The sequence below is a fragment of the Aeromonas allosaccharophila genome, assembly GCF_016026615.1.
GTDB classification, from domain to species: Bacteria; Pseudomonadota; Gammaproteobacteria; order Enterobacterales; family Aeromonadaceae; genus Aeromonas; species Aeromonas allosaccharophila.
On the sequence record NZ_CP065745.1, the window covers coordinates 2,223,935 to 2,247,142 of the forward strand.

The window sequence follows — 23,208 nt, forward strand, 5'->3', positions numbered from 1 at the left end:
GTTACTCATAAAACTCCGAATCTTCGGCCTCGCCAAAGCCTGCGCCCCAGAAATAGGGCTCATCTGTTTCTCGCTCCAGCGAGCCCATGGCCGCTCCGACGAGCTGCGCCGCATTGGCAACCTGAATATCTTCCGGAACCCTTTGTCCGTCAGTGATATAGCTGATGGGCAAGGCATTCTGGATACACACGTTAATCACTTCGCCCAGATTCAGACTTTCATCCAATTTGGTAAGTATGCAGCCGCTTAATGGAATACGCCGGAAATGGTCCACCGCCTCCTGCATCACCCGACGCTGGGAGGTTGCCGACATCACCAGATAACTGCGGATCCGCACCTTGGCATTCTTGACCAGGGTATCGAGCTGCTCGGTCAGGCGGATATCCCGCTGACCCACCCCGGCCGTATCGATAAGTACCAGCCGACGATGGCGGAACTGATAAAGCGCATTGGCCAACTCTTCGGCATCACGCACCTGGCGTACCGGGCAACCCATGATGCGGCCATAGGTCTGCAGCTGCTCATGGGCACCGATCCGGTAGTTGTCGGTGGTGATCAGCGCCACCTGCTCGGCGCCATACTTCATGGCGAAACGGGCAGCCAGCTTGGCGATAGTAGTGGTTTTGCCCACCCCGGTCGGACCAAGCAGCGCAACCGCGCCGCCCTGACGCAAAATCTCGTCTTCGCTGATCTTGAGCTGGGCCGTCAGCACCTCGGCCAACTGGGCCATCGCCTGATGGATGGACATATCTTCGGGGATAAGCCCCGCCAGTTGATCGGCAAACGCATCGTCAAAGCCGAGCTTCTTGAGCTCCTTGATCAGCAGGGCCCGCATCGGTTCGCGGCGCTCCACCTCTTGCCACATCAGACCGGAGATCTGGTGCTCCAGCAATTTGCGGATGCTGGCCATCTCCTTGCGCATCCCCTCCATCTCCTGATCCCGCTGGGCAGGTTGAGGGGGACGCTGACCGGAGGCAACCCGGGCCTTGGGCTTGGCAGGTTCCGGGGCTGCGCCCCACTGCCCTTGCTCGGCCAAGGTTCTGGGCGCTGCATTGGCAGCAGCCAGACCGGCCGATTGGGTGTTGCCCATTGGCGCCGCATTGCCCGGCTTGAGCTTCTGCTGGCGCGCCAGCAAGGCGGCCAGGGTATCGGCATAATGTTCGTTCTGCTCCTTCGCCGGTGTCGGCTCGGGACGGATCATCTGCCGTGCGGCAGACGAAATATTGACGCTCTCATCGTTCAGCTGACGGCGAACCGGCGCATCTTTGGGCCCCGGAACCTGGGATTGATAATCGACTGCGGCGACTATCTCTACCCCTCCGGTGACTTTTTTGTTGGACATGATGACGGCGTCAGGCCCGAGAGTCTCCTTGACCTCGGCCAGAGCCGTTCGCATGTCCTTGGCAAAAAACCGCTTAATCTTCACCCGTCGTCTCCGCTAACTAGTTCTGCCCCACCGCACTGACGATGCGAATTTGCTTGTCGTCGGGCACTTCCTGATAAGACAGAACGCGCAATCCAGGAATGGCATTCTTCACAAACTTGGCCAGGGTATTGCGCAAGATCCCCGATGTCAGCAGCACGGCAGGTTGACCTTCCAACTCTTGCCGCTGTGTGGCCTCCACCAGTGAGCGCTGCATCCGCTCTGCCAGACCCGGTTCAATACCGGCACCATCACCGCCACCTGCCTGCAGGGATTGATGCAATATACGTTCCAATTCCGGAGCCAAGGTAATCACCGGCAGCTCAGGATCCGGGCCTGCAATCTCCTGCACAATCAGGCGACGCAGGGCAATCCGGCAAGCGGCGGTGAGCACTTCCGGATCCGGACTGCGCGGCGCGTATTCAACCAGGGTCTGCAGGATAGTGCGCATATCGCGGATTGGCACGCCTTCATTGAGCAAATTCTGCAATACCTTCACCAGGTTACCCATGCTGATCACTTCCGGCACCAGCCCTTCGACCAGCTTGCTCTGATGTTTGCCAATCATGTCCAGCAGCTGTTGTACCTCGTCATGACCCAGCAGCAGAGCCGCATGGTTGGTGAGGATCTGGCTCAGATGGGTAGCTACCACGGTCGCGGTATCCACCACCGTATAACCCAGCGTCTGTGCTTGAGAGACCATCTCCTTGGCAACCCAGACCGCTTCCAGCCCGAAGGCGGGATCCCGGGTGGCTATCCCCTGGATCTGGCCAAATACCTGCCCCGGATTGATGGCCATCTCTTTATCATGGTAGACATTGGCCTCGCCGGTACTGACCCCCATCAAGGTGATGCGATATTGGTTTGGCGCCAGATCCAGATTGTCGCGAATGTGCACGGCCGGGACCAGAAAGCCCAACTCTTGCGAGAGTTTCTTGCGTACCCCTTTGATCCGGTTGAGCAGTTCACCACCCTGATTGCGATCCACCAGCGGGATCAGCTGATAGCCGACTTCAAGCCCTATGATGTCCACCGGCATCACATCGTCCCAACTCAGCTCTTTCTGCTCATGAGGCTGTTCGGCAGTGGCAGGCAACAGCTCGCCCTTGGCCGCTTTGGCGGCCGCCAGTTTCTCGCGGCGCAGCAGCCACCAGGCGCCGGCGGCCGAGAGAGCCCCCAAACTCAGGAAGGCAAAATGCGGCATCCCCGGCACCAGTCCCATCATCAGCAGAATGCCGGCAGAGATGATCAGCGCCTTGGGATTGTCAAACAGCTGACCCAATACCGCAGTCCCCATGTCCTGATCGGTATTCTGACGGGTCACTATGATGGCGGCGGCGATGGAGAGCAGCAGGGAGGGGATCTGCGCCACCAGACCGTCACCTATGGCCAGCAGGGTATAGATCTCGGCAGACTCGCTGAAGGTCAGCTGGTGCTGCATCATCCCGATGATGAAGCCACCGATGATGTTGATAAAGAGGATCATGATGCCCGCGATGGCATCCCCTTTGACAAACTTTGAGGCACCGTCCATGGAGCCGTAAAAGTCGGCTTCCTGGGTCACATCCTGACGACGCTTCTTCGCATCTTCCTGATTGATGAGACCGGCGTTCAAATCGGCATCGATAGCCATCTGTTTGCCCGGCATCGCATCAAGGGTAAAACGGGCACTCACTTCCGCGATCCGCCCGGCACCCTTGGTGATCACCACAAAGTTGATGATCATCAGGATGGTAAAGACGATGATGCCGACCGCATAGTTGCCGCCGATCACCACATTACCGAACGCCTCGATCACATGGCCCGCAGCGGCAGTACCATTATGACCTTCCAGCAACACCACCCGGGTCGAGGCGACGTTCAACGCCAACCGCAGCAAGGTAGCGAGCAGCAATACGGTCGGGAAGGCAGCAAATTCGAGGGGACGCCGGGTATAGACGGCCACCAGCAGTATCACGATGGAGAGGGCAATGTTGAAGGAGAAGAGCACATCCAGCATCAACGGCGGGATGGGCAACACCACCATGCCGAGCGCAGCCAATACCAGCAGAGGGGTACCAAGGCCTTTGCCCAATACTCCCCGGTACTCTTTGAACTGGCCCAATACTGCCTTGAATTCCATCGCGCTTCTCAATTTCAACCTGCTGGTGCCAGATTAAAGCAAACATCAAGCCAACAATACAAGACATTGAAATACAATGGATTTATTTTGACTACGTCAGAACTTTGTCATTTGCGATATTCGGTCGGGATGGGGAGATCCTTGGCCAGCGGCTGGGGACGACGCCCCTGACCACGGCGGAATTTTTTGAGCTGGAAAACATAGGCGAGCACCTGGGCAACCGCCGCAAACAGCCCTTCCGGGATCTCGTGGCCCAGCTCGGTTGAGTGGAAGATAGCCCGGGTCAAAGCCGGTGACGGCATGATCGGGATCTCGTACTCTCTGGCTATCTCCCTGATCTTCATTGCAATTTCATCGGTACCCTTGGCCACGACCTTGGGCGCGGCACCGGGTTTGCTCGCATCATACTTGAGCGCCACCGAGTAGTGGGTCGGGTTGGTGATCACCACATCGGCCTTGGGCACATCGCCCATCATCCGGCGCATCGCCATCTGCATCTGCAACTGGCGGATCTTGCCTTTTACCTCGGGCTTGCCTTCGCTGTCCCTGAACTCGTCCTTCACCTCCTGCTTGGTCATCTTGAGCTGACGCATATGGTTCCACTGCTGGAACGGCACATCGATGGCCACGATGGGAAGCAGGGCGCAGCAGAGGATGATCAACATCCAGAGAAACAGCTCCAGCGCATCGATAATGCCACCGGGAAATCCCTCCATGGAGAGGTTGAGCAGGTGATTGAACTGGCTGGATAACATCCACCAGGCAAACAGAGTGATGAACACCACCTTGGCGATGGACTTGACCAGCTCGATCAGCGACTGCACCCCGAACATCCGCTTGAGGCCACTGAGCGGACTCAACTTGCTCATCTTGGGCATCATGGCTTCGGTGGAGAAGTTCATCCCCCCCATCAGGGTGTTGCCGATAAAGGCGGCAATCGCCACCAGCGCGAACAACAACCCCAGCGGAAGAACCAGTTCCCCCAGCAGCGCCGGCAACATGGCGATCATGGCATTGGGATCGAAAGCCTGCTCCCGATCCAGAGTAAAGCCCATGGTGACGACCTTGATCATGGCGGTCGCCAGCGAGCCCTTGAGCATCAACAGGCCAAATACCGCCGAGAGCAGAACGCTGGCGGTTCCCAACTCTTTTGAACGTGCTATCTGCCCTTTTTCACGGGCCTGTTGCAGTCGTTTGCCCGTGGGTTGTTCGGTACGTTCCTGGTCGGTATCAGCCATGAGCGCCCCCGAAGCACTGGGTGTTGATCAGCTCGCAGCTGACCTCCTGCACCCGCTCCCACATCATGTCGAAGTGGCCGAGGAACCCGCCGATAGTGAGCCAGAGGATCAGCAGACCCGACATCATGCTGACCGCAAAACCGATACTGAAAATATTGAGCTGCGGCGCCGCACGGGTCATGACACCAAAGGCGAAGTTGATCAGCAGCAGGGCGACGATGGCAGAAAGGGCCATCACCAGTGAGGCCTGATACATCACTCCGAGAAAACCGATCAGGGTACGGATGGCCGGTAAAGTGAGTCCAGCGTCCGACACCGGCAAGGTTTCAAAGCTGAGGATCACCAGCCGCAGCATCACCAGATGACCATCCAGCGCCAGAAACACCAGGGTCGCCAGCATCAGATAGAACTGGCCCACCACGGGGGCCGACTGGCCATTCATCGGATCCACCAGGGTGGCAAAGCCGAGGCTGGTTTGCATGGCGATGACCTGACCGGCCATCACGAAGCTCTCCATCAGAAACTGGGTCATCAGACCGAGGGCAATACCGATCAGTAGCTGCTGGCCCAATACCAGAAAACTGCCAGCAGAGAAGAGCTCGATAGGGGGCATTTTCGGGAGCAGCGGGGCGATCAGAAAGGTGATGGTCAAAGCCAGCCCCATCCGTACCCGCGCAGGGGCGAGGCGACTACCAAACACCGCCATCACCATCAGCAGACTGCTCACCCGCGCCAGCGGCCAGAGAATGGAAGACAACCACTCCATGATCAGAGCGGTTGTATAGGTCATCCCACCACCTCGGGAATTTGGTTGACCATCAGTACGAAGAAGTCCATCAGACTCTGCAAGCCCCAGTGAGCGCCCGCCCCCAGCGCAAATAGCGTCACGATGAGACGGGGCAGAAAGCTCAGGGTCTGTTCGTTGATGGAGGTCGCAGCCTGAAAGATGGCAACGACCAAGCCAATCATCAGGCTGGGCAGGATCACGGCGCACACCATGATGGTCACCAGCCAGAGCGCCTCACGAAAGACGTCGACAAAGGTTTCAGGACTCATGTTCGGGCTCCTTGCGCTCGACCGGCTAACCGGCACCCAGTCCGAAACTGTTGGCCAGCGACCCCAGAATGAGGTTCCAGCCATCCACCATCACAAACAGCATCAGCTTGAAGGGCAGCGAGACGATCATCGGCGAGAGCATCATCATCCCCATCGCCATCAGAATACTGGCGACCACCAGATCGATGACCAGGAACGGCAAGAACAGCATAAAGCCAATCTGGAAGGCGGTTTTCAGCTCGCTGGTGACAAAGGCCGGGATCAACACCCGCAACGGCACATCGGCCGGTTTCTCCACCTGCACGTTGGCGATCTCCATAAAGGTGTTGAGATCCTTGATCCGGGTCTGGGCCAGCATGAACTGGTGGATGGGCAACTCGGCTCGCTCCAGCGCCTCCTTTGCCTGAATGGTCTCGGCCAGATAGGGCTGCAGTGCCTCATCATTGATGCGATCCAGCACCGGCGACATGATGAAGAACGACATGAACAGAGCGATGCCGATCAACACCTGGTTGGAGGGGCTCTGTTGCAGACCGATCGCCTGACGCAAGATACCCAGCACAATGATAATGCGGGTAAACGAGGTCATCATGATCACCATGGCTGGCAAGAAGGAGAGCGCAGTCATCAGCGCCAGCACTTGCAGGGTCAGGCTGTATTCCTGAGAGCCATCCCCCATGGTCTTGACGGTCACCGCCGACATGGCGTCCTGTGCCAGCGCGGGCCAGGAGCAGAACAGGGGGATCAGCAGGCCGACCAGCAGCCCTGTTTTCAGCAATAAGCCGTTAGCTTTTTTCATGCTTGCCCATCAATTTGCCAAGCTGCTGTGAAAACGCCTGTGGCTGATTTTCATCCAGCGGCTGTTCCAGTCGATAGAGGAAGTTGACCTGCTGCGGCGTTACACCGACCAGCAACTGCTGTTCCCCTACCTTGACCACCAGCAGCTTCTCTTTGTAACCCACCGGCAACGAGGCGATGACCCGCATCTGGCCGCCACCCATAGCGGTCGCCAGCTTGCTCTTCTTGAGCAGAAAGCCCAGCACCAGAATGAGGCCGATCACCATCAGACTGGAGAGCAACCAGGAGCTCAGAGTGGGCGCATTGGCGGATGCCACTGTCTCGGCAAAGGCCGGAACAGGCAGCAATAACAACAGGAGGCGCGTCATTTGAGCTTCTTGATCCGTTCAATCTGGCTGATGACGTCGGTCAGGCGAATACCGAACTTGTCGTTCACCACCACCACCTCGCCGTGAGCGATCAGGGTACCGTTGACCAATACGTCCAGCGGCTCGCCTGCAACGCGATCCAGCTCTACCACCGAGCCCTGGTTCAGCTGCAGCAGGTTGCGGATGCTGATTTGGCTGCGGCCCACTTCCATGGCAATGGTGACCGGGATATCGAGAATAGTGTCGAGCTTGCGCCGCTCCTCGGCACTGATGGGGGCATCGTCGGTCAGCTCCTCAAGCGGAGCTGGCTTGGCTTCAGCAATCACCTGCTCTTCCAGCGCCGCAGCCCAGGCATCAGCCATCAAATCCTCTTCCTCAGTTCCGCTCATCTTGTTTCCTTATGCTACTTCGTGACCGTTTACCGCAATAAACCGTCGATTATCGCTGTTGATCTTCTATGCTGCGCTCGAGCTCTTCCAGCTCGGCCTCGCCATCAATTCGTACCCCGCCGCGGGTCACCAGATGCATCTCTGTCTTGACCCCTTCCGGGCGCTTGAGCTTGTCGGTGATCTTGAGCGCCACATTGTCTTTGGTGCGACCCATCTTGGCATGGAAGGTGGGCAAATCTTCCACATAGACCAGCAGATTTTCCGGCATCTCGACCGGGATGATATCGCCAGGTCGCAGCTCCATCAGTTCACGCAGGGTAAGTTCGGTCTCCAGCAGCTTGGCGCGCAGCTCTACCTTGACGTCCATGATTTCGTCACGCAGCGCCTTGCTCCAGCGCACGTCGGTATCCCCCTTGTCACTCTGCACACCGGCATCCAGCAGTTCGCGGATCGGCTCCAGCATGGAGTAGGGCATCGCGACGTGGAAGTCGCCGCCACCGCCATCGAGCTCGATGTGGAACGAGCTGACCACGATCACCTCGGTCGGGCTGACGATGTTGGCCATCGCCGGGTTCACTTCCGAGTCGAGATACTCGAAGCCCACGTCCATTACCGGCGCCCAGGCATCCTTGTAATCCTCGAACACCAGTTTGAGCAGCATCTGGATGATCCGCCGCTCGGTCGGGGTGAACTCGCGCCCTTCAATCTTGGCGTGATAACGGCCATCGCCACCGAAGAAGTTCTCCACCAGGATGAAGACCAGCCGGGCCTCCATGGTGATGAGCGCCGTCCCCTTGAGCGGACGGAAGCGCACCATATTGAGACTGGTCGGTACAAACAGGGTATGGACATACTCGCCAAACTTGAGCATCTGCACGCCGTTGATGGAGACCTCGGCGGTGCGACGCATCATGTTGAACAGGCTGATCCGCATGTGGCGGGCGAAACGTTCGTTCACCAGCTCCAGCGTCGGCATGCGACCACGGACGATGCGGTCCTGGGAGGAGAAGTCAAACTGGGCAACGCCGGGATCCCCCGCCGAGCCTATCTCTTCCTCTTCGACATCATCGACACCGTGCAAGAGGGCATCAATTTCGTCCTGACTTAACAGATCGCTCACGCTTCACCTACTGCATTACAAAGCCGGTAAACAGCACTTGTTCGATAACGGGGGAAGAGACCAGGTCCTTGAGCACCCGACGGCACTCTTCCAGTGAATCCTTGCGCAGCTTCTCCTTGCCTTCGAAGGTCATCAGCTGTTCGGCACTGGCTGCACTGAATACCCGCAGCAAGGTACCTTCAATCAGGGGAATATTCTGTTTGGCCAGCGTCTCGTCGGCAGTACCGCGCACCATAAGCTGGATCTTGATCTGCACCAGTCGATCCCGCTGGGCACCCGCGACGTTAAAGACAAAGGGTCTTGGCATCCCGACATACAGGGAGGGTTGAGGCGCTTCCACCTTGGGCTTGCCCTCTGCGCCCTCCGCCGCTTCAGCGGGCGGTTTTTCCGAACCGGAGAGCATCAGGAAGGCACCCGCACCGCCACCGCCCAGCAAAATAACCGCCAGGGCAATGATAATGATCAGCTTCTTTTTCTTGCCCGCAGCCGGGTCTTTTAGCGTCAACTCGTTATCGTCAGCCATCCCTTGTCCACCCTAGTCTCAAACTTGTTCGATATCATAAACTTACTCGGGATTGCATCAAGCATAGAAATCAATTCCGGAACCGTTTGTCGATTCCACCAGCAAACTGAGGTTGGCAGTGGTGGCTTCCCCCTCAACCAGCCCGTTACCGGCATGTGACTGACCGCCACTCTGACCCTGCTGCCCCTGCCCGTTAAAGGTGGGCTGACCCTGTTGTTGCTGTTGCTGCGACTGCTGTTGCACCTGCGTCTGGCCAAGCTGGATCCCCTGCCCCGCCAGCATGTCACGCAGCCGGGGCATCGCCTGCTCCAGCATCTCGCGAGTCTGTCCATGTTGTACCACGAAATGGACGTTGGCCTGGCTGTCGGCTCCAATCTGGATCTGGATCTTCATCTTGCCAAGGCCGAGGGGGTCGAGCTGAATTTCCGCCTGTTGCAGTTTTTCGGCCAGCATCACGTTGACCTTCTGGTGCAATTCGGCAGGCGCTTCCTGACTGGCCAGTTTCAAATGGGGTAAATTCTGCGGTTCACGGCGCAACGTACCCTCAGCGGCGGGCGCCCGGCTGTCGGCCACCTGGGGCTGGAGCTGGCTGTTCTGGCCATGCTGTACGGTCTGGCTCTGGCTGCTCTCGCTGCTCGATGTCGTAACCACAAGACTCTTCTCCGCCTCACCGACCTTCGGTTTCACCTCCAGCTGCACCGCCTTGCGCACCTCGTCGGTACCCGTCACTTCCATCTGCTTGATACCGGCAGAAATACTCGACAGCGGCGCTTGCGGCCCCTGAGATTCGGCCTGTGCCAACACCTGCTGCGGCGCCACCATCACCGGGGCGGCAGCGCTATCGGCCTGAGTCGTCGCATTTGGCGTCACGCTGCTCTGGGCTGCGGCACTTTGCGCCGTCGTCACGGACGCCGAACCTTGATTGGCGGCTGTGGCTGGCTGCTGGCTTCCCTCGGCGGCACTCTTTTCTGCCCCCTTACCAGCCGCACCACTGCCCTCTGCGGTGGCGGAAGTGGTTACGGTGCCCGCATCAGATTGCTTAAGCCCCTCGTTGAATGCCTTGAGCGCAGCCCCCTGAGTCGCGGCTTGCGCCGCCTGTCCCTTGCTGGTCACGGCGCTGCTGGCTGCGGAGTCGGATTTGCTGTCGTCTGTTTCTTTTGTTGCGAGTGACTCAGCGGGTTTGGTAGTACTGGCCGACTCATCGATCGGCAGCACCTTGGCCAGCTGGGCCATCCGCTCTGCCCCCGTGAGGGGCTTGGTGTGCTTGCCATCCGCGGGGGTTTCTCCCTTGGCTGAGGCTTTTTCCCCGGACTGCCCATCCGCAGTAGTGGCGGCATCTTCACCTTCAGAGGAGAGAACGGCAGAAGAGGCATCGCCCTGCGCCACTACTCGCGCCGCAGAGGGCGATACGGTGGATTCAGGAGTCGATTGGGCGGTCGTGGCCAGCGGCGATTGCGCCCCGGTCTGACCGGCAAGCTGGCGGGCGATCCTGGCAGCGGCAGGGGCTGGCTCGCTTTCATCAAGCGCAATGCCCTCCTGCTCACCCTCTTGCGGCAACGGATTGCCGTCTAGCGCAGTGGCGCTCTGTTGGGCCGCCACCGCCAGCTGGGGCGTCACTAGCGAGGTATCGAGCTTGAGGGAGTCTTGCAGGCGCAGCAGAAAGTCGGTGGCGGGAACCTCTTCAATCTTGCTGTCGGCGTCAGGATCCTGCTCCTTGCTGGCCTCCTCGTTGGGAGAGGCGCTCTCGGTCGCCAAAGATTTGGCTGATCGGACATTGTTATCGCCCTGACTGGCCTCGGCGGCCCCCTGCTCGCTGTTCTGGGCCTTGGCAATCAGGGTGGCGAAATCCCCCTTGCTGTCACTGCTTGCTCCCCCATCGATGCTTTTGCTCTCGACGGAACCGCTCAGAGGCGCTTTGTCCAACCCGTTGGCCGGAGCCGAAGGCGTTTGTGTCAACAGTGTCTGCATCATGATGGGATCCCTGAATTCTGGTGGCCCCCAAAGAGATGGCCGCCGACAATGTCCAGTTCAAAGCAAGTTACAGGCCAGATTGATGAAAGCGCCGCAACATGGCGTACTCATCCAGCATCTTCTGCTCCTGACGCTGAGCTTTCTGCTGCTCGCGGCTCGCCTGCTTCTCCAGCAGAAGCTCTACCGCCTTGCGCCGCTGCTGGGCCGCCAGCCACTCTTCACGGCGCAGTTCGAGAGCCTGACGCACCTGCAGCACCCCTTCGTACTGCTGTGTCGCTGCCTGTTCGAGCTTGTTGATAAAGGCGTGATACTGGCTGTTTTGCTGGGGCGAAATCCCCTGCAGGCCGCGATCGGTCCACTGCTGGTGATAGATCTGGCGGTACTGGTTGAGGGCATTTTGCTGATCCATGAACAGCTTGAGATCCTGCTGCGCCTTCACCAGCGCCAGCGCACACTGTTGCTCCGCCTCCACCAACCGCTCGGCCAACAACACCAGTCCTCTACTCATCGTCGACCTCTCTGTTACCGACCATCATCAGCGCATCAATGGCATCGCCACCATCTGCAAGGCTTGCAGGCCATCATCGTAGTGAATGACCTCGCGCATCCCCTGCTGCAAGAACTGATCCAGATAGGGTTTTTGAATGATGGCGCGGTCGATGCGCGGATCTGATCCCTGGCTGTAGGCGCCGATGGTGATGAGATCCCGGTTCTGCTGATAGAGGGAGTAGAACTGCTTGAGGGTGCGCGCCAGATCCATGTGTTCCGGCGAAGTCACCATGGGCATGACCCGGCTGATGGACTTCTCGATATCGATGGCCGGATAGTGGCCCGCATCGGCCAGCTCACGTGACAGAACTATGTGGCCATCGAGGATAGCCCGCGCCGCATCGGCGATGGGATCTTGCAGGTCATCCCCCTCGGTCAGTACGGTGAAGAAGGCAGTGATGGAGCCCTGGCCATCACTGCCGTTACCCGCCCGCTCCACCAGCGCCGGTAATTTGGCAAATACCGAGGGCGGATAGCCCTTGGTCGCCGGCGGCTCGCCCACCGCTAGTGCAATTTCACGCTGGGCCTGGGCATAACGGGTCAGTGAATCCATCAAGAGCAGCACGTTGAGCCCCTGATCGCGGAAATACTCGGCGATGGCCAGCGCCGTTTCACACCCCTTGAGCCGCATCAGCGGCGAGGCATCGGCGGGAGCCGCCACCACCACGGAGCGGGCACGCCCCTCCTCCCCCAGAATGTCTTCGATAAACTCTTTTACTTCCCGCCCCCGTTCACCGATGAGGCCGACCACCACCACATCTGCCACCGAGCCGCGGGTCATCATGCCCAGCAGCACCGATTTACCGACACCTGAACCGGCAAACAGCCCCATCCGCTGGCCCTGACCGACCGTCAGCACGGCGTTGATGGCGCGAACCCCCACGTCCATCGGCTGATGGATCGGGCGGCGAGAGAGCGGATTGATGCGATGCTGGGCAAACTGCACGGTCTGGGAGGAGAGAATGGGGCCGAGGCCATCGAGTGGCTGGCCGATGCCGTCGATGACCCGGCCAAGCAGGTTCATGCCGACCGGAATGCCGTGCTCTTCGGTGATGGGCACCACCCGGGCACCGGGGATCACCCCCTTGAGCTGTTCGCTCGGCATCAGAAACAGGCGATCGCCGGAGAAGCCCACCACTTCGGCTTCCAGCATGCCGTCCTGGGTATCGATGCGACAGAGCGCACCTATGGCGGCGCGGCAGCCGATGGCTTCGAGTGTCAGCCCCACCACCCGGGTCAATTTGCCGGCGACCGGTGGTTTGGGGGCGCTGTCGCGTACCTTGTACCCTTGCAACCGGTTCAGTAGCGAGCCGCTCATCTGGCCTCCTGGAAGCTAAAAAGTGCAGCCGGACAGCAACGTCCGGCATCGGTTATGGGCGTGAGTCCGGCGAGGCCGGGTTCTGCGACGCATTGTCCCGCAAGAAGTTGCGCAGCAGCTGATCGATGCGCCCGGAGAGGGTCAAATCGATGCTGGAGAGCTCGGTCGCCAGTTGCAGATCGCCGGGGGAGAGGGTGGGATCGCTCTGCAATCGCCAGTGGCGCTTGGCACACTCTTCGGCGCCAAATGCCTGCTCGATTCGCGCGATATCGTCGGGATGCAACATCAGAGTCACCCCCTGTTCGGCGGCGGGCAGCAACGCCAGCCCCTCTTTAAGCGCCTCCAGCAGAATGCGGGGGGAGGTCTCTGCTTCGTGGCGAATAAGCGCGCGGGCCAGTTGCATCACCAGCGAGACCAACTGCTGCTCCACCGCCTGATCCAGCTCATTGAGCGGATTGGCAAGGCGGGCGGCAAGCCCCTGCCAGTGGGCGATCTCCTGCTCCACCAGCTCGCGACCCATGGCCAGCCCCTCCTCGCGTCCCTGTTCGAGACCGGCAGAGTGGCCCTGTTGCAATCCTTCCAGCTTGCCCTCTTCCATCCCCTTGGCATAACCGGACTCGCGTCCCTCGGCCATTCCCTCTTCCCAGGCGGCTTGGCGGATTGCTTCGAGCTCTTCGGCGGTGATGCTGGGGGTCGGCTCCTGTTCGGGCTCCGGCTCCACCACCTCCTCTTCCTGCTGATACCAGTCAGGGGCCAGGCCGAGGGCATTGGTGGACGCACCCGGCTCCACTTCGACTGCCATCTCGGGCCAGCCCCAGGTCTCTACCCGGGCATCATCGCCGTCCGGGCGCACATAACCACGCAGTTTGTTGTTCATGCTTTGCGCGGCTCCTCGCCACTGCCTGATGCGGGCTTGGCATCGCGGTTCTGTTTATGGGCCATGGCTTAGAGGAACTCCTCGCCACCACCGGCACCCAGCATGATCTCGCCGGCATCCGCCAGACGGCGGGCGATGGAGAGGATCTCTTTCTGGGCTGCTTCCACTTCGGAGACCCGGATCGGCCCCATGGCCTCCAGATCGTCCGCCAGCATTTCGGCCGCCCGTTTGGACATGTTCTTGAAGATCTTCTCGCGCATCTGATCGTCGGAGCCCTTGAGGGCCCGCTGCAGCAGATCCCCCGGCACTTCCCGCAGCATGGTCTGGATGCCACGGTCGTCCACATCGATGAGGTTTTCGAACACGAACATCAAATCCTGGATTTGCTGGCTCATCTCTTCGTCCGACTCGCGGATAGAGTCCATCAGCTGGCCTTCGATGTTGGTATCCAGGTAGTTCATGATGTTGGCGGCTGCCTTCAGGCCGCCCATCTTGGCTGCCTGGGCACCGGCCGCACCGGCGAACTGTTTCTCCATGATGTCGTTCAACTCTTGCAGTGCCGCCGGTTGTACCTCTTCGAGGTTGGCGATACGCATCACCAGATCGAGGCGCACCTGCTCCGGGAACTGGCTCAGGATCTCGGCGGACTGCTCCGGCTCCAGATAGGAGAGCACTATGGTCTGGATCTGCGGGTGTTCGTTCTGGATGATGCTGGCCACCTGACGGGCATCCATCCACTTGAGGGAGTCGAGGCCGCGGGCACCGGAACCGAGAATGATCTGGTCCACCAGGTTGCTCGCCTTGTCCTCGCCAAGGGCCGCCACCAGCGCCTTGCGCACGAAGTCTTCGCTGCCGATACCGATGTTGGTGTATTTCTGGATATCGTCGATGAATTGACGGTGCACCGCCGCCACCCGATCGTGACTGAAGTCGGACATGGAGGCCATCGACATACCGAGCCGCTGCACCTGCTTGGGCTCGAGATGACGGAAGATCTGGGCGGCATCCTCTTCATTGAGGCTCAGCATCAGCACCGCAGCCATCTCCATCCCCGACATCTGGTCGAGGATCTGGCGCTGACTGTCGGTGATGTCATTGCCGGTAACCTGGCTCTTCTTTTCTTCAGGCATCTTTGTTCGTTACCCATTCTTTAATGACCTGAGCGGCCAGATCCGGCTCGTTCGCTACCAGCGCACGGACCGCCTTGAGCAAGTCTTCGTCACGGTGCAGATCAGGCAGCTTGAGCTGACCATCGCGTACACCGAATACCTGATCGTTCTCCACCTGGGCCGACAGCAGGCTCAACTCGTCGTCACCACCCAGTACGGTGTGGTTGTCAAAATCCAGTTCCCCTTCCGGTTTGGCATCCGGATAGAGCAGTCGCTTGAGCATGGGACGAACCACCGTCACGATCAAGACGATGATCACCAGTACCGAGGCGGCGATGCGCACCGCACGCCAGAACCAGGGCTGATCATAAATCGGCAAGTCGGCAACGGTTTCCAGCTCGGGACGATTGAACGGAATGGCGACCACCTCAAGGGTATCACCACGGGTCACATCAAAGCCAAGACCACCGCTCAGCAGACGACGCAGGGTATCGATCTCGGCCTGACTGCGCGCTTCGCGGGTCACGGCCCCGTCTGCACCGGGCACTGATTTATAGTCTACCGCGACCGAGACGGTCATGCGGCGAATCCCCCCCATCTGGCGACGGGTATGGCTGACGGTAGTATCCAGTTCAAAGTTGCGGGTCGCCTCTTTGCGGGAACGACCGGAAGAAGCCGCCCCAGCACCATCGCCACCGGTGGCCTGCTCGGGAATGTTGGACGCTGCTGGCGGCTGGTTGGAGAGGGCGCCGGGTACGCCACCGCTGCTGCCATTGGCACTGTTCTCTTCCATGGTCATTTCGGAGCGCACCGCCGGCAGGTCGGGGTTGTAAGTCTTGCGAGTCTGCTCCTGCTGGGAGAAGTCGAGGGAGAGATCCACTTCCGCCGTATAGTTGTCGGCACCCAGCACCGGGATCAGGATGGCGTCAATTTTTTGTTTGTACTCCAGCTCCTGCTTCTGCTGCATGGCAAACTCTTTGCGAGTCTGGGCAGAGACCGGGTCTTGCGAGCCGGAGTTGAGCAGGCGACCGTTCTGGTCGGTCACGGTCACCCGGGTCGGTTCGAGGCCATGAACGGCAGAGGCCACCATATCGACGATGGAGTCCACCTCCCCCTGCCCCAGCGCCGCCCCTTTCAGGTTGAGCACCACGGTGGCACTGGGTTTGCGTTCGTTGCGGGCGAAGACGTTGTCTTTGGGGATGGCCAGCAGCACCTGAGCCTTGGCCACATTCTGGAACTGCTCGATGGCGCTCGCCAGCTGGCGCTCGCGGCTCAACTTGAGGCGCTCGCCCTCCATCCGCTGGCTGACCCCGAAACTGGAATCTTTCAGCAGGATATCTTCACCATCGATGCTGGTATCGGCCGCATTGGCAAGACCGGCACGGGTCAGGGCCAGCTGGATAGTGGGGTAGCTTTCGGCATTGACCAGCACGCTCTTGCCATCCACCTCATAGGGGATCTTCTGCTGATCGAGGAAGTCGAGGGTCTTGACCAGCTCCTGGGTGGTGTAGGTGCCGAGGGGACGCATGTCCGGCTCCTTGCCCCACAGCAGGATAAACACCGCGATGGCCAGACAGATGGCAAGCCCCAGGATCAGGGTGATTTGTCGCAGTACATCGGTATTGGACAGGAATCCCAGCGCCGAACTCTTCTGCTCATTTTCATCGAGGGCGGCGGTGCCCTCATCGTTTATCAGCAGATCGCCGTTTTGGTCAGTAGCCACGATTTATGTCCTTATTGCTGACATGTTCATGATGTTCAGTAAGCACTTATACCGGCATGTTCATGATGGTCTTGTAGGCATCGACCATCTTGTTGCGCACCTGTACCGTGGCTTCAAAGGCGATGGAAGATTTTTGGCCGGCGATCATGACCTCGGCCAGATCAACCGACTTGTCGCCCATGTCGAAACGGGTGCGCAGATCATTAGCGGCGCCTTGCAGCTCGTTGACGTTGCCCAGCGCCTGTTGCAGCAGCTGACCAAAGTCGGATGTCACCGGGCGACCGGGCTGTGCCAGCGGCGTTGCGCCTGCTTCAATCTTGAGCGCCTGCATCTCTTGCATCAGGCTGCTTGCACTTATTTCCATTTTCCATCCCCAGACAATTCATTGACGCTGACTGGCTTAAAGCAATAAAAGTGCCAATCAGGAAAAATACTCTCAAGCCAGGGGAATGGGGTATTCGCAGAGCACTGATGAGGGGCCCGCATCACTCACGGACGCGGTACGCCATCCTCACCAAATAACAGCCTCAGATAGCTAAGATGCAGATCGTAATGTTCTCCGGCGGGTAGTTTGACCAGCACTTCATCGTGAAGATAACCCGCACGGCTCACTGCCCGTTCGGGCGAGATCAATCCCTCCGCCACCAGCCTGGCGACAATCGCCTGCGCCAGGGCCATCGTCGCCTCATCGGCCTGCCCCCAGCCAAAATGCCCCCGGTATTCCGATCCTGCCGGGCCGGGTTCGAGGGGAAAGACCTGCGCCCCCTTGACCCAAAAAACCATGGGGATGCCATCCTGCAGACGCAGATAGATACTCTGCTTGTCCCACTCTCGACTCGGGCTCATCTCCATCCCACCCGGTTCCGTTGCTTGTACCATGCCACTCTCCTTGTTCTGTTGATAAATCTTGCTGGCGCCCACGTAAAAGAGGGCCAGTGGCCCTCTTTTTACTGCAAGTTGCCGCGTTTAAACAGACAGCAACTCACTGTGAATAAAGAAAAACGTGCGATCGCTCAAAGCACGATCAATTACTGGGTCAGATCCTTGTCGATCCAGTATTTGGAGCCGGAGATATTGGCATCAAACAACAGGCCCTTTTCGCCAATCTGGTAGATCGCCATGCCGCCGTTGTATTTGGCGGTCAGCTCGGCACTCTCCTTGCCAGCCACCACCCCCACTTCGGAAGTAGCCTCCCACCCCTGAGCCACGAAGGCATCGAATCTGGCCTTGTCTTCGAACAGGATCACCTGCTGATAGAACTTGCCGCCGATCCCGGCAGCAAGTCCCGCGCCAAACATCTTCATATAGGTGTGCTTGCCGTTTTTGCGATTAACCGCCACCCCGGCGCCCTGATTGGTATGCAGCATCAGGGAAAACTTGCGCGAATCGAACACCGCATAGCCATAAGCCTTGTCAAACAGCAACTTGGCAGAGGGTTGCTCGTTGAACAGCCGCACCAGTGCGGTATCTGCCATGGTGTTGAGGGCCAGCCGGGCCTCTTGCGCCGTCTTGGGATTCAACATCTCGTCGAGCTTCTTGTCGGCGACCTTCAACCACTCCTTGCCGGTCGCGATGCTCTTGTCGGTCCAGACTCCGGCGGTGTTGAAAGCATCCTCACCCCAGGCGGAGATGGAGGCCCAACTCTTCTTGGAAAAATCGCTGACATCCTGCCACACCTCCTTGCCGGTCTCGCTCACCGCCGTCCCGAGATCGGAGGCGGCGGCCTTGAGCTTGGCCCAGTCGGCATAACAGGGTGAGAAGGCCAGACTCAGTGACAAGGCCAGCAACCAGTTGCGATTGTTCATCTTCTTGCTCCCATTCCGTGTAACCCGTTTAGCCGCCCTCTCACCCGGAGCTCGGGTGATGGCCAACATAAACAGGTTTGTCATTCATTTCGTGCGCGGATCATCTGCACATTATCGGGACGACGCGCCATTGAGGCAATCATTGAGTCCATCCTCACCTCACACTTGGCACACAAACCCGTGCGGCAACCATAAAAAAAGCTGCTCGCCAATGGCGAACAGCTTTGATGAGCGCACAGGCCGGAGCGCTTATTCGACCATCATCACCTTGCAGGTGTTGGTACTGCCCACGGTTTCCATCTTGTCACCGTGAGTCAGCAGCACCATGTCGCCGCTCTGCAGCAGGCCTTTGGCCTTGAGCACGTCCAGCGCGTCGCGACACACTTCGTAGACCGGCTTGGTCTCGTCACCGTCAAACATCACCGGGGTAACGCCACGGTAGAGGTTGGTCCAGGCCAGGGTCTTGTTGTGGGGAGACATGGCGAAGATCGGCAGACCGGAGCTGATACGGGACATCAGCAGCGGGGTGGTGCCGGATTCGGTCAGTGCCACGATCGCCTTGACCCCTTCCAGGTGGTTGGCAGCATACATGGTGGACATGGCCACCGCCTCTTCCACCGAGGTGAAGGTGTAGTTCATGCGATGGTTGGAGACGTTCAGGCTCGGGTGCTTCTCGGCACCGACACAGACGCTCGCCATGGAGGTCACGGTCTCGATGGGGAACTGACCGGCAGCGGTTTCGGCAGAGAGCATCACCGCATCGGTACCATCCAGCACCGCGTTGGCCACGTCCATCACTTCGGCACGGGTCGGCAGCGGGGCGTTGATCATCGACTCCATCATCTGGGTCGCGGTGATCACCACCCGGTTCAGACGACGGGAGTGACGGATCAGCTTCTTCTGTACGCCAACCAGCTCGGGGTCACCGATCTCGACACCGAGATCGCCACGGGCGACCATCACGGCATCGGAACCGAGGATGATGTCTTCCATCGCCTCATCGGTCGCGACGGTTTCGGCACGCTCGACCTTGGCCACGATCTTGGCGTTGGAGCCGGCTTCACGAGCCAGTTCACGGGCATAGCGCAGATCATCGCCACAGCGCGGGAAGGAGACCGCCAGGTAGTCGACGTTCATCAGGGCCGCGGTCTTGATGTCTTCCTTGTCTTTCTCGGTCAGGGCCGGTGCGGAGAGACCGCCCCCTTTCTTGTTGATGCCCTTGTTGTTGGAGAGCGGCCCGGCTACGGTCACCGTGGTGTGAATGCGGGTGCCTTCAACCTGCTCGACTTTCAGTTGCACACGGCCATCGTCCAGCAGCAGGATGTCGCCCGGTACCACATCGTTTGGCAGGCTCTTGTAGTCGATGCCGACCTGCTCCTGACAGCCTTCACCCTTGCCGAGTGCCGCGTCGAGAATGAACTTGTCACCGATGGCCAGATAGACTTTGCCATCCTTGAAAGTGGAAACACGGATTTTTGGGCCTTGCAGATCACCCATGATGGCGACGTGACGACCGAGCTTGGCAGCAATGTCACGCACCTGATTGGCGCGCAGGATATGGTCTTCAGCAGTGCCGTGAGAGAAGTTCATCCGCACCATGTCAGCCCCGGCGCGGATGATCCCTTCGAGGATCCCTTCGCGGTCGGTAGCCGGACCGAGTGTGGTTACAATCTTTGTACGTCTAGGCATGAAAGACTCCAATATGAAGTTGATATGACTTGAGATTCTGCCCCATCAAGCCCATGGCTCGATGCACCCGTTTGCAAACCATCTGGGTGGTTTTTGTTATTAAATTACAATACTACACCAAGGCGGGTGGCATAGACAGTCGGGGGCCGGAGCCCCCGACGGTTCAGGAAGAGTGCGGGGTTTCGAAGCGGGATTCGCGCAATCCCTCTTTCACTTTCTTCAGATTTTCGCGAAATTTCATCCCCCGGCGCAGGGTAAAACCGGTCGCCAGTACATCCACCAGCGCCAGCTGGGCGATGCGGGATGCCATCGGCATATAGACATCGGTATCTTCCGGCACATCCATGGAGAGCACCAGATTGCACTCGCGGGCCAGCGGGGAATCCTTGGCCGTCATGCCGATCACGGTGGCATCGTTCTCGCGGGCCAGCGCGGCGATTTCGACCAGCGCCTTGGTACGGCCGGTGTGGGAGATCAGCACTACCACATCCCCTTCACTGCTGTTGATGCAGCTCATGCGCATCATGACGATGTCCTCAAAACTCACCACCGGAATATTGAAGCGGAAGAATTTGTTCTGGGCATCGCGCGCCACGGCGGAGGAGGCACCAAGGCCGAAGAAGCTGATCTTCTTGGACTGGGTCAGGATATCGACGCAACGATTGATGGCGGAGATATCCAGACTGTTTTTGGCGGCATCCAGACAGGCCATGGTGGATTCGAAGATCTTGGCGGTGTATGTATCCGGCCCGTCTTCCGCTTCCACATGGCGATTTACGTAAGGGGTGCCGTTGGCCAGGCTCTGGGCCAGATGAAGTTTGAAATCGGGAAAGCCCTTGGTATCGAGACGGCGGCAAAAGCGGTTGACGGTCGGTTCACTGACGTCGGCCATCTTGGCCAGGGCGGCGATGCTGGAGTGGATAGCGGTCTGGGGAGACGCCAGGATCACCTCGGCAACCTTGCGTTCTGATTTACTGAAACTTTCCAAGTTGTTCGTAATTTTATCAAGGGTATTCATCATCACCACCAGGCGTTTTTGTAATTTAGCTTCAGTGTCTTTGCACTCAATCTACGGCTAAGCAGGTTTCCAATCAAGCTAAGGACTATACAAGACAAGCGGTTATGGCAACTAACGCCTGCCATACAAAGTATGACTCATCTCTAATTATTTCGTACTTTTCGTTACAAAACGTCACCTTGCCGTGAAAGCGCTTACAAATGTTGCAAAGCAACAACACTGTGAGCAGGCGCACGTTTGTATCGATCCGGCGAGTGAGCGGGGCCCGGCTCGGATAGAATGGGCCGTCATAATCCAACAATAATCTCGGGACACCACGGTCGTCCCCATCCTGTAACGAAGGAGTTGTTATGCAGCATACCCATGCGCTGGTCGGCGATGTCGGCGGTACCAATGCGCGTCTGGCCCTGTGTGAGCTGGCCACCGGTACTATCTCTCAGGCAAAGACCTACTCAGGTCTGGCCCATCCCAGCCTTGAAGCCGTGGTACGCCTCTATCTGGACGAACACAAGGTAGCGGTGGGTGAAGCCTGCATCGCCATCGCCTGCCCCATCAACGGTGACTGGGTCGCCATGACCAACCACAGCTGGGAGTTCTCCATCAGCGAGATGCAGAGCAATCTCGGGCTGGCTAGCTTGCAGGTGATCAACGACTTCACCGCCGTCTCGATGGCGGTGCCGGTACTGGCTGAATCGGATCGCATCCAGCTGGGCGGCGCGGCGCCGGTGGCTGGCAAACCCATCGCCATCTATGGCGCGGGCACCGGCCTTGGGGTCGCGCATCTGGTCAAGGCGGGCGAGCAGTGGCTGAGTCTGCCGGGTGAAGGGGGTCATGTGGATTTTGCCGCCAACAGCGAAGAAGAAGATGCGGTGCTGCAGGTGATGCGTGGCGAACTGGGTCATGTCTCGGCCGAGCGTTTCCTCTCCGGCCCGGGTCTGGTCAATCTCTATCGCGGGCTGGTGAAATCCGATGGTCGTGAGCCCGAGCCATTCGCCCCCAAAGACATCACCGAGCGCGCACTGGCCGGGGAGTGTCTCGATTGCCGTCGCACCTTGAGCCTGTTCTGCGTGCTGATGGGTCGCTTTGCTGGCAATCTGGCCCTCAATATGGGTACCTACGGTGGCATCTATATCGCTGGCGGCATAGTGCCACGCTTTCAGGAGTTCTTTACCGGTTCCGGTTTCCGGGTCGCCTTTGAAGACAAGGGGCGCTTCAAGTCCTACCTCAAGGAGATCCCGGTGTTCCTGATCACCCACGAAGGGCCGGGGCTGCTCGGCGCGGGCGCTTACTTGCGCCAGTCGATGGGGATCAGCATCTGATTGAAGAGGGGCATGAGGCGGGATCATCCATGGTTCAGCCTCGATTCAGTGTGAATGGCATAAAGTAGCTGCACGTAACCAAGAGGGTTGTGCTTCACAAGGAGTGGAAAGCGACTCTCATCCGCTGGATACGTTTGTCACCTGACAAGCCTGAACTGTTTCAACCGGCCTTTTGGCCGGTTTTTTTTATGTCTGATATCCGGGATTACTGAGCCAGCGCCTTCAACTGCGCCTTGTCGGGCGGATTGTTCCAGTCGATAGGGCCGTGGGTAAAACGGTACTGCAGCCGTGGCAGGCTGGTCTCCAGCCACTCTTCCCGAAAATAGGCATAACCCTGATCCCAATCCGGATCATTGGCCCAACCGCTCTGTAGGAAGTAGAGCCGAGTACCCTGCCCTTCCGGCACAAAACGCAGGCACACCTGGGTTTTCTGCTGGCGGATATGGGGTAGACTAGGTGGGAAATTCCAGCTGAAACTGAGCAGGTCATAGGGCATGACGGCCATGACCCGGCATCCTTCGCTGCCACGCTCACCCAAGGGAGCATCAGGCCTGAAGTAGATCTCGAAAGGGCCATTCGGTTCGGCCACCATCAAACACTCGGGAGCCAGAAAACTGCGCAGACCGCTCTCGGTGGTCCAGGCGTGCCAGACATCGTCTATGTGCGCCGGAACAAAAATGTTGCCTTCAATCTGTTTATTGTCCATAAATCAGCGATCCTCAAGCCATCCATACATGGGACTCCGGCAGTATAGCCCCATGGCAAATACAATGGACAGAGCTTAATCACACCC

23 protein-coding genes are annotated in these 23,208 nt (G+C 58.9%); 1 reads left to right on the plus strand and 22 read right to left on the minus strand.

All coding sequences use genetic code 11. The annotated features are described in order from the left end of the window. Position 1: 1 nt before the first annotated feature. From flhF to I6G90_RS09985, 21 genes are all read right to left on the minus strand, one after another. Complete coding sequence (flhF, locus tag I6G90_RS09885; protein WP_182969466.1) at positions 2–1,426, minus strand: flagellar biosynthesis protein FlhF; 1,425 nt, start codon at positions 1,424–1,426, stop codon at positions 2–4. A gap of 16 nt (positions 1,427–1,442) precedes the next feature. Then, entirely contained in the window at positions 1,443–3,545 is a 2,103-nt protein-coding gene (flhA, locus tag I6G90_RS09890; protein WP_075111978.1) for a flagellar biosynthesis protein FlhA, read from the minus strand. 107 nt (positions 3,546–3,652) lie between these two features. Continuing rightward, entirely contained in the window at positions 3,653–4,783 is a 1,131-nt protein-coding gene (gene flhB / locus I6G90_RS09895; RefSeq protein ID WP_075111977.1) for a flagellar biosynthesis protein FlhB, read from the minus strand. Continuing rightward, on the minus strand, positions 4,776–5,573 hold the full coding sequence (gene fliR, locus I6G90_RS09900; protein ID WP_197931082.1) for a flagellar biosynthetic protein FliR: 798 nt from the start codon (positions 5,571–5,573) through the stop codon (positions 4,776–4,778). The genes flhB and fliR overlap by 8 nt, the downstream gene beginning before the upstream one ends. After that, the gene (fliQ, locus tag I6G90_RS09905) at positions 5,570–5,839 is read right to left on the minus strand and encodes a flagellar biosynthesis protein FliQ (RefSeq protein WP_042011652.1); all 270 of its coding nucleotides are present in this window, start codon (positions 5,837–5,839) and stop codon (positions 5,570–5,572) included. Before fliQ ends, fliR begins: the two co-directional genes overlap by 4 nt. 25 nt (positions 5,840–5,864) lie before the next feature. Further along, positions 5,865–6,638, minus strand: coding sequence for a flagellar type III secretion system pore protein FliP (gene fliP / locus I6G90_RS09910; RefSeq protein WP_042658707.1), 774 nt, complete (start codon positions 6,636–6,638; stop codon positions 5,865–5,867). Then, complete coding sequence (gene fliO, locus I6G90_RS09915) at positions 6,625–7,005, minus strand: flagellar biosynthetic protein FliO (protein WP_197931083.1); 381 nt, start codon at positions 7,003–7,005, stop codon at positions 6,625–6,627. Before fliO ends, fliP begins: the two co-directional genes overlap by 14 nt. Beyond that, on the minus strand, positions 7,002–7,394 hold the full coding sequence (fliN, locus tag I6G90_RS09920) for a flagellar motor switch protein FliN (RefSeq protein WP_042011648.1): 393 nt from the start codon (positions 7,392–7,394) through the stop codon (positions 7,002–7,004). Before fliN ends, fliO begins: the two co-directional genes overlap by 4 nt. Before the next feature lie 49 nt (positions 7,395–7,443). Then, positions 7,444–8,514, minus strand: a complete 1,071-nt coding sequence (gene fliM / locus I6G90_RS09925) for a flagellar motor switch protein FliM (protein WP_042658705.1) — start codon at positions 8,512–8,514, stop codon at positions 7,444–7,446. A gap of 7 nt (positions 8,515–8,521) precedes the next feature. Beyond that, positions 8,522–9,037: a flagellar basal body-associated protein FliL gene (fliL, locus tag I6G90_RS09930; RefSeq protein WP_042060542.1), complete on the minus strand. Its 516-nt coding sequence runs from the start codon at positions 9,035–9,037 to the stop codon at positions 8,522–8,524. 57 nt (positions 9,038–9,094) lie between these two features. Beyond that, entirely contained in the window at positions 9,095–11,008 is a 1,914-nt protein-coding gene (locus I6G90_RS09935; protein ID WP_197931084.1) for a flagellar hook-length control protein FliK, read from the minus strand. Between the two features lie 67 nt (positions 11,009–11,075). After that, a complete protein-coding gene (fliJ, locus tag I6G90_RS09940) occupies positions 11,076–11,516 on the minus strand; it encodes a flagellar export protein FliJ (RefSeq protein WP_042060546.1) in 441 nt (146 codons plus the stop codon). 27 nt (positions 11,517–11,543) lie between these two features. Next, complete coding sequence (gene fliI, locus I6G90_RS09945; protein ID WP_042060547.1) at positions 11,544–12,875, minus strand: flagellar protein export ATPase FliI; 1,332 nt, start codon at positions 12,873–12,875, stop codon at positions 11,544–11,546. A gap of 52 nt (positions 12,876–12,927) precedes the next feature. Next, positions 12,928–13,752, minus strand: coding sequence for a flagellar assembly protein FliH (gene fliH / locus I6G90_RS09950; RefSeq protein WP_197931085.1), 825 nt, complete (start codon positions 13,750–13,752; stop codon positions 12,928–12,930). Positions 13,753–13,820: 68 nt separating this feature from the next. Then, on the minus strand, positions 13,821–14,882 hold the full coding sequence (gene fliG / locus I6G90_RS09955) for a flagellar motor switch protein FliG (RefSeq protein ID WP_005334749.1): 1,062 nt from the start codon (positions 14,880–14,882) through the stop codon (positions 13,821–13,823). Then, the gene (gene fliF, locus I6G90_RS09960; protein ID WP_162518139.1) at positions 14,875–16,584 is read right to left on the minus strand and encodes a flagellar basal-body MS-ring/collar protein FliF; all 1,710 of its coding nucleotides are present in this window, start codon (positions 16,582–16,584) and stop codon (positions 14,875–14,877) included. Before fliF ends, fliG begins: the two co-directional genes overlap by 8 nt. Positions 16,585–16,630: 46 nt before the next feature. Further along, entirely contained in the window at positions 16,631–16,948 is a 318-nt protein-coding gene (fliE, locus tag I6G90_RS09965; RefSeq protein ID WP_033135920.1) for a flagellar hook-basal body complex protein FliE, read from the minus strand. A 125-nt stretch (positions 16,949–17,073) separates the two neighbouring features. After that, positions 17,074–17,463, minus strand: a complete 390-nt coding sequence (locus I6G90_RS09970) for a hypothetical protein (RefSeq protein ID WP_197931086.1) — start codon at positions 17,461–17,463, stop codon at positions 17,074–17,076. Positions 17,464–17,612: 149 nt separating this feature from the next. After that, entirely contained in the window at positions 17,613–18,389 is a 777-nt protein-coding gene (befA, locus tag I6G90_RS09975) for a beta cell expansion factor BefA (protein WP_058052834.1), read from the minus strand. Positions 18,390–18,638: 249 nt separating this feature from the next. Continuing rightward, positions 18,639–20,078 carry a pyruvate kinase gene (gene pyk / locus I6G90_RS09980; RefSeq protein WP_042658698.1) on the minus strand — a complete coding sequence of 480 codons (1,440 nt, stop codon included), beginning with the start codon at positions 20,076–20,078 and terminating at the stop codon, positions 18,639–18,641. Between the two features lie 163 nt (positions 20,079–20,241). Further along, positions 20,242–21,096 (minus strand): MurR/RpiR family transcriptional regulator, encoded by an 855-nt coding sequence (locus tag I6G90_RS09985; RefSeq protein WP_167335576.1) that lies wholly within the window; start codon positions 21,094–21,096, stop codon positions 20,242–20,244. 350 nt (positions 21,097–21,446) lie between these two features. Between I6G90_RS09985 and glk the strand changes: the two genes are divergently transcribed. After that, positions 21,447–22,415 (plus strand): glucokinase, encoded by a 969-nt coding sequence (gene glk, locus I6G90_RS09990; RefSeq protein ID WP_197931087.1) that lies wholly within the window; start codon positions 21,447–21,449, stop codon positions 22,413–22,415. 205 nt (positions 22,416–22,620) lie between these two features. Here the strand turns inward: glk and I6G90_RS09995 are convergent, their stop codons facing one another. After that, positions 22,621–23,121: an SRPBCC family protein gene (locus I6G90_RS09995; RefSeq protein WP_042060561.1), complete on the minus strand. Its 501-nt coding sequence runs from the start codon at positions 23,119–23,121 to the stop codon at positions 22,621–22,623. Positions 23,122–23,208 lie beyond the last annotated feature (87 nt).

Excerpts from the sequence above, each read along its gene's own strand:
- fliO (WP_197931083.1), bottom strand. The coding sequence starts at position 7,005 with ATGACGCGCCTCCTGTTGTTATTGCTGCCTGTTCCGGCCTTTGCCGAG.
- glk (WP_197931087.1), top strand. The coding sequence starts at position 21,447 with ATGCAGCATACCCATGCGCTGGTCGGCGATGTCGGCGGTACCAATGCG.
- fliJ (WP_042060546.1), bottom strand. The coding sequence starts at position 11,516 with ATGAGTAGAGGACTGGTGTTGTTGGCCGAGCGGTTGGTGGAGGCGGAG.
- fliI (WP_042060547.1), bottom strand. The coding sequence starts at position 12,875 with ATGAGCGGCTCGCTACTGAACCGGTTGCAAGGGTACAAGGTACGCGAC.
- fliE (WP_033135920.1), bottom strand. The coding sequence starts at position 16,948 with ATGGAAATAAGTGCAAGCAGCCTGATGCAAGAGATGCAGGCGCTCAAG.
- pyk (WP_042658698.1), bottom strand. The coding sequence starts at position 20,078 with ATGCCTAGACGTACAAAGATTGTAACCACACTCGGTCCGGCTACCGAC.
- fliP (WP_042658707.1), bottom strand. The coding sequence starts at position 6,638 with ATGAAAAAAGCTAACGGCTTATTGCTGAAAACAGGGCTGCTGGTCGGC.
- I6G90_RS09935 (WP_197931084.1), bottom strand. The coding sequence starts at position 11,008 with ATGATGCAGACACTGTTGACACAAACGCCTTCGGCTCCGGCCAACGGG.
- I6G90_RS09995 (WP_042060561.1), bottom strand. The coding sequence starts at position 23,121 with ATGGACAATAAACAGATTGAAGGCAACATTTTTGTTCCGGCGCACATA.
- fliR (WP_197931082.1), bottom strand. The coding sequence starts at position 5,573 with ATGACCTATACAACCGCTCTGATCATGGAGTGGTTGTCTTCCATTCTC.
- I6G90_RS09985 (WP_167335576.1), bottom strand. The coding sequence starts at position 21,096 with ATGAATACCCTTGATAAAATTACGAACAACTTGGAAAGTTTCAGTAAA.
- fliQ (WP_042011652.1), bottom strand. The coding sequence starts at position 5,839 with ATGAGTCCTGAAACCTTTGTCGACGTCTTTCGTGAGGCGCTCTGGCTG.
- befA (WP_058052834.1), bottom strand. The coding sequence starts at position 18,389 with ATGAACAATCGCAACTGGTTGCTGGCCTTGTCACTGAGTCTGGCCTTC.
- flhB (WP_075111977.1), bottom strand. The coding sequence starts at position 4,783 with ATGGCTGATACCGACCAGGAACGTACCGAACAACCCACGGGCAAACGA.
- fliH (WP_197931085.1), bottom strand. The coding sequence starts at position 13,752 with ATGAACAACAAACTGCGTGGTTATGTGCGCCCGGACGGCGATGATGCC.
- fliG (WP_005334749.1), bottom strand. The coding sequence starts at position 14,882 with ATGCCTGAAGAAAAGAAGAGCCAGGTTACCGGCAATGACATCACCGAC.
- flhA (WP_075111978.1), bottom strand. The coding sequence starts at position 3,545 with ATGGAATTCAAGGCAGTATTGGGCCAGTTCAAAGAGTACCGGGGAGTA.
- fliN (WP_042011648.1), bottom strand. The coding sequence starts at position 7,394 with ATGAGCGGAACTGAGGAAGAGGATTTGATGGCTGATGCCTGGGCTGCG.
- I6G90_RS09970 (WP_197931086.1), bottom strand. The coding sequence starts at position 17,463 with ATGGTACAAGCAACGGAACCGGGTGGGATGGAGATGAGCCCGAGTCGA.
- fliL (WP_042060542.1), bottom strand. The coding sequence starts at position 9,037 with ATGGCTGACGATAACGAGTTGACGCTAAAAGACCCGGCTGCGGGCAAG.